12 protein-coding genes are annotated in these 8162 nt (G+C 48.8%); all 12 read right to left on the bottom strand.

Going from position 1 to position 8162, the window contains the following annotated elements:
• Window positions 1-213 precede the first annotated feature (213 nt).
• The 12 genes from rpmE to secY all read right to left on the bottom strand — a co-directional run bounded on the left by rpmE (window position 214) and on the right by secY (window position 8078).
• Window positions 214-522: a 50S ribosomal protein L31 gene (rpmE, locus tag QUA83_RS01320; protein WP_333290969.1), complete on the bottom strand. Its 309-nt coding sequence runs from the start codon at window positions 520-522 to the stop codon at window positions 214-216.
• A gap of 236 nt (window positions 523-758) precedes the next feature.
• On the bottom strand, window positions 759-1172 hold the full coding sequence (rpsI, locus tag QUA83_RS01315) for a 30S ribosomal protein S9 (protein ID WP_006634975.1): 414 nt from the start codon (window positions 1170-1172) through the stop codon (window positions 759-761).
• The gene (gene rplM / locus QUA83_RS01310; protein WP_015178725.1) at window positions 1172-1627 is read right to left on the bottom strand and encodes a 50S ribosomal protein L13; all 456 of its coding nucleotides are present in this window, start codon (window positions 1625-1627) and stop codon (window positions 1172-1174) included. The genes rpsI and rplM overlap by 1 nt, the downstream gene beginning before the upstream one ends.
• Window positions 1628-1766: 139 nt before the next feature.
• Entirely contained in the window at window positions 1767-2609 is an 843-nt protein-coding gene (truA, locus tag QUA83_RS01305; RefSeq protein WP_333290968.1) for a tRNA pseudouridine(38-40) synthase TruA, read from the bottom strand.
• A 29-nt stretch (window positions 2610-2638) separates the two neighbouring features.
• Entirely contained in the window at window positions 2639-2989 is a 351-nt protein-coding gene (rplQ, locus tag QUA83_RS01300; protein ID WP_190657966.1) for a 50S ribosomal protein L17, read from the bottom strand.
• A gap of 125 nt (window positions 2990-3114) precedes the next feature.
• Window positions 3115-4059 (bottom strand): DNA-directed RNA polymerase subunit alpha, encoded by a 945-nt coding sequence (locus QUA83_RS01295; RefSeq protein ID WP_333290971.1) that lies wholly within the window; start codon window positions 4057-4059, stop codon window positions 3115-3117.
• 174 nt (window positions 4060-4233) lie between these two features.
• Entirely contained in the window at window positions 4234-4632 is a 399-nt protein-coding gene (rpsK, locus tag QUA83_RS01290) for a 30S ribosomal protein S11 (protein ID WP_006634980.1), read from the bottom strand.
• A gap of 84 nt (window positions 4633-4716) precedes the next feature.
• Entirely contained in the window at window positions 4717-5100 is a 384-nt protein-coding gene (gene rpsM, locus QUA83_RS01285; RefSeq protein WP_006634981.1) for a 30S ribosomal protein S13, read from the bottom strand.
• An 83-nt stretch (window positions 5101-5183) separates the two neighbouring features.
• On the bottom strand, window positions 5184-5297 hold the full coding sequence (rpmJ, locus tag QUA83_RS01280) for a 50S ribosomal protein L36 (protein ID WP_015178722.1): 114 nt from the start codon (window positions 5295-5297) through the stop codon (window positions 5184-5186).
• Window positions 5298-5665: 368 nt separating this feature from the next.
• Window positions 5666-5890, bottom strand: coding sequence for a translation initiation factor IF-1 (gene infA / locus QUA83_RS01275; protein ID WP_006276978.1), 225 nt, complete (start codon window positions 5888-5890; stop codon window positions 5666-5668).
• Window positions 5891-6183: 293 nt separating this feature from the next.
• Window positions 6184-6768, bottom strand: a complete 585-nt coding sequence (locus tag QUA83_RS01270) for an adenylate kinase (protein WP_333290967.1) — start codon at window positions 6766-6768, stop codon at window positions 6184-6186.
• 5 nt (window positions 6769-6773) lie between these two features.
• Window positions 6774-8078: a preprotein translocase subunit SecY gene (secY, locus tag QUA83_RS01265; RefSeq protein WP_333082087.1), complete on the bottom strand. Its 1305-nt coding sequence runs from the start codon at window positions 8076-8078 to the stop codon at window positions 6774-6776.
• Window positions 8079-8162 lie beyond the last annotated feature (84 nt).

Genomic DNA, 8162 nt, shown 5'->3' with positions numbered 1-8162 from the left:
TTTTTGGGGAAGCCGTTGGTTTAAAAAATGTAAAATTATATCATTTATTGGGATATTTACAAAATCGGGATGCTCCCATGTCGAGCGAACTCTACTCGATCGAACTAAACTATTTACCTAGCAAGTCTTCAATCTAAAATCTAAAATCCGAGGGCGGTAAGTTGCCAGTAGAAAGAACTACTCTCAACAAACTGCGGACAAATGACAATCCGGCTACTTCTTCTTTTTGCCTTTACCAGCAGCCTTAGCAGCATCTGCTTTCGGATCTTCCATTTTCAGCGGTCCAGAGGAAGCATCTGCCTTCGGCATTTCTACCTCGCTCATGCCATATTTCCGCATAAAGCGCTCCACACGACCTTCAGTATCAATAATCTTCTGAGTGCCAGTATAGAAAGGATGATTTCCCGACCAGACATCAACTTGAAGCTTGGGTCTAGTTGAGCCCACAGTCATCACCAGTTCCCCGTTGCAATAAACCTGAGATTCGGGATACCACTCAGGGTGAATGCCTTCTTTTGCCATTGTTTTTTACTCTCTAATTTTTGACTTTACAACCATTTTAGCTGCCGCAGGACTTGTACACCAACAACAGCACGAATTTTGCCTTATATCTGTTGGAACCAGCGATCGTCCATAGCAAATAGACTTGAAAAAAAAGGAAGATAGAATCTGGATAATTTTGCCTTCTTCCCTCTTCCCTCTTCCTTCTATCCGTTACATCCGTTACATACGTTACACAACCCGCTGCCGAACCTCGATTAGCGCTTGGAGTATTGAGGAGCTTTGCGAGCTTTCCGCAAACCGTACTTTTTCCGTTCTTTTGCCCGCGGGTCGCGAGTCAAATAGCCCTCAGTCTTAAGAGGCTTGCGGTTGTCCGGGTCTAATTGACAAAGTGCTCTAGCGACACCCAATCGAATCGAGTCAGCCTGACCTGTCAAGCCACCGCCTTCGACTTTTACCAAAATGTCGTACTCATTTTCCAGACCCAAAGTTTCCAAAGGGGCCTTAGCGAGAGCCAAATAAGTAGGGTTGAATTGCAGGTACAAATCCCCCTCTTTACCATTGACTGTCAGTATGCCAGTACCGGGAACCAAGCGCACCCGCGCTACCGAACGCTTGCGGCGGCCGGTTCCCCAGTACACAGCGCGACCGGATGTATCTGTTGCTTGCATTACTCATTTCCTCCCGGAATCGTGTGAACAATTAATTCTTCTGGTTTTTGAGCTTGGTGCGGGTGGTTGGGGCCAGCGTACACCTTCAGTTTAGTAAACAGTTGTCTGCCCAGAGAAGTGTGAGGCAGCATTCCTCGTATAGCTTCTTCGACAATTCTTTCGGGCAAACGTGCTTGCAATTTGGCAAAAGTTTCTGTTTTCATCCCGCCCGGTCTTCCAGAATGGCGACGGTAGATTTTCTGGGTGCGTTTTTTGCCAGTAACAGCGATTTTGTCCGCATTGATGACAATTACGAAGTCGCCGGTATCCATAGAAGGAGTGTAAGTCGGTTTGTGTTTCCCCCGGAGGTACATGGCAACTTCTGTTGCCAGACGGCCTAGCCGCTGGTCAGCGGCATCGACCACGTACCACTTGTGCTCTAGGGAGTCTTGAGTAGGGACGTAAGTTTTGTTCATTGTTTGTTGTTAGTTGTCTGTTAACTGTTAACTGTTGTTAGGTGTCAGTTGTCAGTTGTCAGTTGTCAGTTTTTAATTGTTAGTTGTCCTTAGTTTTTTATTAGTAGTTACCTAATGACTAATGACTAATGACTAATGACTAATGACTAATGACTAATTTTGGCTGGGTGTCGTACCAGACCTCTGGGGGAAAGGGAAATTCTGAATAGCCAACCCGCAGCAGGCACAAACCTTGAGCGGGAGCGGCATATTTTACCATTTCTCGGCGTTCGTTGACCCAGATATCTGTGAAATTGTCGATCGGCCTTTCCCCGCGACCCACCTGCACCAGCAACCCCACCAGCAGCCGCATCATCCCGTACAGAAACCCGCTCGCCTGAACCTCAATATATATAAGAGGCCCAGAACGCTGACACTCTGCCGCTTGCACGTCCACCCAGGAATGGGGGCGGGCAGAGCCCGCGCGGTGGAAAGCAGCCAGGTGATGCCGCCCGATGAGTGGTGTCAAAGCTGTCTGAATCAAAGATTCATCCACAGGGGCGTGATAGCAGTGCCAAGCAAAAGGACGCACAAACAAATTAGGGGTCGGGTCTGTATAAAGGGTGTAGCGATAGCGCCGCCAACTGGCTGAGAACCGAGCGTGCCAGGTAGGTTCCACCTTTGCCGAAGCTCGAATTAAAATATCTTTTGCCAGTCGAGAGTTGAGAACACTTGCCCAGCGGTGAGCCGGAATTGGGCCGTGGGCATCAAAATGCGCTACTTGAGCAGCAGCGTGAACACCCGCATCGGTTCTCCCAGCAGCGTGCAGCGTTACCGGGCGTTCCAGAACAGTCGATATTGCTGTTTCAATTTCTTCTTGTACTGTACGCTGGTTCGGCTGTCGCTGCCAACCGTGAAAGTTAGTGCCGAGGTATTGGATCACCAGAGCAACGCGCTGTATCGATTGGGGATTTTCGATTGGGGATTTTCGATTGTCAGTCATAAATCACAAATCTCCAACCCAAAATGGAATTAAACCAGTTCAACGATCGCCATTTCGGAATTGTCTCCTTGACGGGGGACAGTTCGTACTACGCGGGTGTAGCCCCCGTTGCGCGAGCCGTACCGTTCTTGGGCTGCTTCAAACAAGGCGTGTACTAACTGTTTGTCGTAGATAAAGCCCATAGCTTGCCGGCGAGCGGCCAAGGAGCCATCTTTTGCCAGGGTAATCATTCTGTCCGCCTCTGGGCGCAGCGCTTTGGCGCGGGCAAGAGTGGTAGTAATTTTACCGTGGCGGATTAATTCGGTGGTCAGCGAGCGCAGCAGGGCGCGACGCTGGTCAGCCGGTTTGTTGAGTTGGGGAACGCGACAGCGGTGACGCATGGCAGTTGGTAATTGGTAATTGGTAATTGGGCGCCGGGATAGTCCGCGAGTTTTGAGCGGTGATTTCTTTAACTTAAAAACTCACCTACTTAAAATTCAGAACTTTTTTACCCGTTACCCGTTGATTAACTTTTAGCTGATTTTTCCTGTGGCAAGGTAATGCCCAAGCGTTTTTGTAAAGCTTCAATCACTTCTTCAGCAGACTTCTGCCCGAAGTTCTTGATCTCGAGCAAGTCTTCTTGGGTATAATCCAATAAGTCTGCGACTGAGTTGATCTGAGCCCGCTTGAGACAGTTGTAAGCCCGGACGGACAACTGCAATTCTTCGATCGGAATTTGGCTGGTAGGATCGGCTTCACCGGGATACTCTGGTTTGAGAGAATCTTGGGTGATGTCTTTGAGAGGTGAAAATAAATCTACCAGGATGTTGGCAGATTGACTCAAAGCTTCTTGAGGAGTCACGCTGCCATCAGTCCAGATTTCCATAATCAGCCGGTCTTTCTCGACCGTACCGCCTACCCGAGCATCTTCAACGCTGTAGTTGACTCTGCGAATCGGCATAAAGATGGCGTCAATTTGGAGAAAATCCAAAGCCGATCCATCATCGCGACTGCGGTCTACTGCTCGGTATCCGATGCCTTTTTCAATTCTGAATTCCATTTCCAGAACTGAGCCTGGGGAGAGAGTTGCAATGTACTGGGATCGATCGATCAATTCCACCTCTGAGGGCAAATCGAATCTATCGGCCGTAACTGTGACAGGCCCCTCAATCCGCAACCTGCCGATTTGCGGCTGCGGAGAATGAGTTTTGAGGACGACCTCTTTCATGTTCAGGAGAATTTCTAGAACATCCTCACGTACCCCTTCGATCGTGGCAAACTCGTGATTGACGCCCGCGATTCGGACTGAAGTTACTGCTGTTCCTTCCAAGTTTGACAGCAGAACTCGCCTCAGCGCATTCCCAACTGTTGTTCCCTGACCGCGATCGAGCGGTTCCAGGACAAATTTTCCGTACTGACTGCGGTCTTTGTCAGTGTTAGACTCTATACATTCAATTTGAAACTGCGCCACGGAGTGACCTCCCTTTTCCACTTTGGATTTTTGATTTTGGATTTTAGATTGCAGAGCATACCCCTGAACGGATTTCGGATTTTGGATGGACGGGGCAACAGTTAGAACCATTAGTTTTTGACTTTAAGCAGTTAGCCATTATCCAAAATCTAAAATCTAAAATCTCAAATCGTTTTAGACTCTACGCCGCTTGGGAGGGCGACAGCCGTTGTGAGGAATTGGGGTAACATCTCTAATCAGGGTGATTTCCAGTCCCGCCCCTTGCAGCGCCCGGATTGCAGTTTCTCTACCTGCTCCGGGCCCGCTCACCATTACTTCTATTTGGCGCATTCCTTGGTCGTTGGCTCTGCGTGCAGCACTTTCTGCTGCTGTTTGAGCGGCAAAGGGAGTTCCCTTTTTAGCTCCTTTAAAACCGCTGGAACCTGCCGATGCCCAGGATATCACTTCGCCGTTGAGGTCGGTAATAGTTACAATCGTGTTGTTAAAGGTAGACTGGATGTAGCCTACCCCATTGGGTACATTCCGTTTCTGCTTTTTTGCACCAGATTTCTTGCCTGTTTGTTGTCGCGCCATATTAGTCTCTTTAACGTTTCTCTCAACTAATGTCCCGAAGCGCTAGGAGCCAGCAGCCCCCAGCGTATTGTTCCCAAAAAGATGTTACTTCTTGGAAGGTGCCTTTTTCTTGCCCGCAACTGTTCGGCGGACGCCACGACGGGTTCTGGCGTTGGTACGGGTTCGTTGTCCCCGCACCGGCAGACCCAAACGGTGACGCCGACCGCGATAAGTTCCGATGTCCATCAGGCGCTTGATGTTCATTGACTCCCAGCGCCGGAGGTCTCCTTCGATTTGGTATGTGGTTTCTACATGAGCCCGCAGAGCTGTCACGTCGGCCTCTGTTAAATCCTTGACGCGAGTGTCAGGATTGACGCCTGTTGCAGCGATAATTTTTTGGGCCCGCGACAAGCCTATTCCGTAAATGTATGTCAGACCTATTTCGACGCGCTTATCGCGTGGAAGGTCTACCCCGGCAATCCGTGCCACACTTTTTGTCTCCCTAGTTTTCCTGTTTGGCTACAATGTTCAATTAGGATGCACCTGCGTGCAGTGCCCAATCTTCGTTTTTTCTAACCTTGGCGCTGTTTGTGTTTCGGGTTAGTGCATATCACCATCACTCGACCGCGACGGCGGATGACGCGACATTTCTCACAAATTTTTTTGACAGATGCTCGAACTTTCATCTTTCTTCCTGCCTGGAGAACCCCGCTCTAGCGGAGAACAGGCACGCTGGGACTGCCCGTAGAGCGGTGGGAGGAGAGGCTGGGCAAGGTGTAGACCTCTCCTCGATTAAATTGTATAAAGTGCGGGTTGTTTCATGAAGGAGCCCGCTTGCACCCACTCCCATTGCTGGGTAAAGTTCGCCTGCGCCAGAGTGTTGGCGAGCGATACTTTTACGGTGTAACAATGACTTAACCCGGTACACCGGTAGGTTGTTGACGCCCTTCTCGGCAACACTACAAACGTAGCATTATAGCATAAATTTGAAGCTTTTTACCAAATTCTCTCTAAATTAAACTTAGAATTCGTTTTTAGAAAGTTTTATCTAAGCCTATTTTTTCCGAAGGCGATAAGTAATCCTGCCTTTGGTCAAGTCATAGGGAGTCAATTCGACTTTGACGCGATCGCCAGGCAGAATTTTGATGTAGTTGCGGCGGATCTTGCCGGAAATGTGAGCCAGCACGTTAAACCCATTATCTAGGTCAACGCGAAACATCGCATTGGGCAGGGATTCCGTCACTGTCCCTTCCATTTCAATTAAATCTTGCTTAGACAATTTGGTATTTACCTCAACTCTACATTTGATTAACTAGGAGTGTCCCGGCGTTGGGCTCAAAACCTATTTACTGGTAGGAGTCAAACGGGAACGGGGGGCAATAATTAGGGCGACTCGATCGACTTAAAGACTCAATTAACCGCTCACTTTGGCTTTACTTGAGTAAAGTTCTGGCAATTAGTATCGAGTTCAATCCAGTTTCTAGCAACCCTCACAAAACCTGATAGCACAAAAAGCTCCTAGTTAACATATCTTAGCAAAAGCTGGTGAGTAACAAGCTGTATTGAGAGGGTTCAAGAGTCGCCAGAGAGAGATTGTTGGAGTTCTGCGGTGACTAATTCCATTGCTCGATCGCCATCAACCGCAACTAACTGTTGACGGTCACTGTAAAAATCAATCAAAGGCTCAGTTTGCTCGCGATAAACTTGCAACCGGCGGCGGATCGTCTCCTCATTGTCATCCTGCCGGCCCCGCGACAGCAGGCGAGACACCAAAATGTCGTCAGGCACGTCGAGATTAACAGCTTTGAGACCAAATTTCGGGTTTGATGTACTCCCCTCAGCACCGCTAAGCTCCTGCAGCAGTTTGTCTAAAAAAGTTGCCTGGGCAACAGTGCGGGGAAAGCCGTCGAGAATCCAGCCCGCATTCGCGTCCGGTTCATTCAAGCGTTCCTGCACGATATCCATCAGCAATTGGTCGGGAACCAACTCACCCTTGTCCATGTAAGCTTGCGCCTTTAGGCCCAAGGCAGTTTTAGCCACCACGCAGGCGCGTAGGATTTCGCCCGTAGAAATGTGGGGTATTTTCCAGAGAGCGGCTAATATCTGAGCCTGAGTTCCCTTTCCCGCCCCTGGAGGCCCCATGAAAATAAATTGCATTACGATTACTTCACCATTCCTTCATATCGCTGGGAGATGACGTAAGTTTGAATTTGTTTAGCAGTTTCGATCGCGACACCTACTAGAATCAGTAGGGAAGTTGCGCCAAAACCTCTAAAAGTTTGCACTCCGATCGCGCTTTCTACAGCAGTTGGTACAATAGCCACCAGACCGAGAAAAATCGCTCCCAAGAAAGTCAAACGGTTCAAAACCTTCTCCACATAATCACTCGTTTTCTGACCCGGACGAATTCCCGGAATGCTAGCGCCCATTTTCTTCAAGTTCTGAGACATATCTACGGGGTTGACAATCAACGAAGCGTAGAAATAGCTGAAGAACAGAATCAAAGTTAGATAAAACAGCGCGTAAGCCCAAGGGGCAGGGCCGTTCGGACTCAAAACATTAGCAACTTGAACCAAAAACGGGTTATTGAGAGACTGAGCGAGGAAAGAAGGCACAATCAAGACCGAAGATGCAAAAATAATCGGCATCACTCCGCCTTGATTCAAGCGCAGGGGCAGATAACTCCGGCTCTCCCGATAAACTTTGCGGCCGACTTGGCGACGGGCCGAAATAATCGGAATGCGGCGAGTACCTTCCTGAACAAAAACAATCCCGACAATCGTTACCAAAAAGACCAGCAGCAGAACGACTACGCGGCCGACAACTTGTGTGTCCCCACTTTGAGCCAATTCAAAAGTTTGTCCCAAAGAGCGCGGCAATACCGACACAATATTGATAAAAATCAGCAGCGACGCTCCGTTCCCGATACCTCGTTCCGTCACCACTTCCGATATCCACATCACAAACATTGAGCCGGCTGTCAGAGCCAAAGCAGTTTGTGCTATGAATAAAGGCGCTGGAGATTGAGCAAAAGGGCTGACCCAAATCGCAATGCCAATACTTTGCAGAATTGCCCAGCCCAATGAAACGTAGCGAGTAATTTGAGAAATTTTGCGTCGCCCTGCTTCTCCTTCATTTTTCTGCAAGTCTTCTAAGCTTGGCAGAGCCGCAGTTAGAAGTTGCACAATAATTGAAGCATTGATGTAGGGCAAAATCCCCAACGCGAAAATCCCCAACGCTGACAAGCCGCCTCCTGAGAACAAGTCCAGAAAGCCAATTAAAGGGCTATTTTGGACGTTTTGGGCAAAGGCGACTCGATCGATGCCGGGGACTGGCAAGTGGACACCCAGGCGTACTAAAATCAGTAAGCCAACGGTTACGAGGATGCGGCCTCGTAAACCAGCAGCTTGAGCCATCTGCATGAACGTCTCTTGTGCAGTTGGCGCTTTCTCTCTACTAACGTCCATAGTTACGATTTTGGATTTTAGATTTGGGATTTTCGACTAAATCATTTTCTGATAGCAAGGTTGAGGATTTGAGATTTGGACAGA

Origin of the sequence: Microcoleus sp. K1-B1 (assembly GCF_036704705.1) — a bacterium.
Taxonomy (GTDB): Bacteria; Cyanobacteriota; Cyanobacteriia; order Cyanobacteriales; family Microcoleaceae; genus Microcoleus.
Note: the sequence above shows the minus strand (reverse complement) of the source record. Positions and strands in the feature narration are given on the sequence as shown.

Coding starts and splice junctions, on each gene's coding strand:
- truA (WP_333290968.1), bottom strand. CDS start 2,609: ATGACTGACAATCGAAAATCCCCAATCGAAAATCCCCAATCGATACAG.
- rplM (WP_015178725.1), bottom strand. CDS start 1,627: ATGAACAAAACTTACGTCCCTACTCAAGACTCCCTAGAGCACAAGTGG.
- secY (WP_333082087.1), bottom strand. CDS start 8,078: ATGGACGTTAGTAGAGAGAAAGCGCCAACTGCACAAGAGACGTTCATG.
- rpsI (WP_006634975.1), bottom strand. CDS start 1,172: ATGCAAGCAACAGATACATCCGGTCGCGCTGTGTACTGGGGAACCGGC.
- rpsK (WP_006634980.1), bottom strand. CDS start 4,632: ATGGCGCGACAACAAACAGGCAAGAAATCTGGTGCAAAAAAGCAGAAA.
- rplQ (WP_190657966.1), bottom strand. CDS start 2,989: ATGCGTCACCGCTGTCGCGTTCCCCAACTCAACAAACCGGCTGACCAG.
- QUA83_RS01270 (WP_333290967.1), bottom strand. CDS start 6,768: ATGCAATTTATTTTCATGGGGCCTCCAGGGGCGGGAAAGGGAACTCAG.
- rpmE (WP_333290969.1), bottom strand. CDS start 522: ATGGCAAAAGAAGGCATTCACCCTGAGTGGTATCCCGAATCTCAGGTT.
- rpmJ (WP_015178722.1), bottom strand. CDS start 5,297: ATGAAAGTTCGAGCATCTGTCAAAAAAATTTGTGAGAAATGTCGCGTC.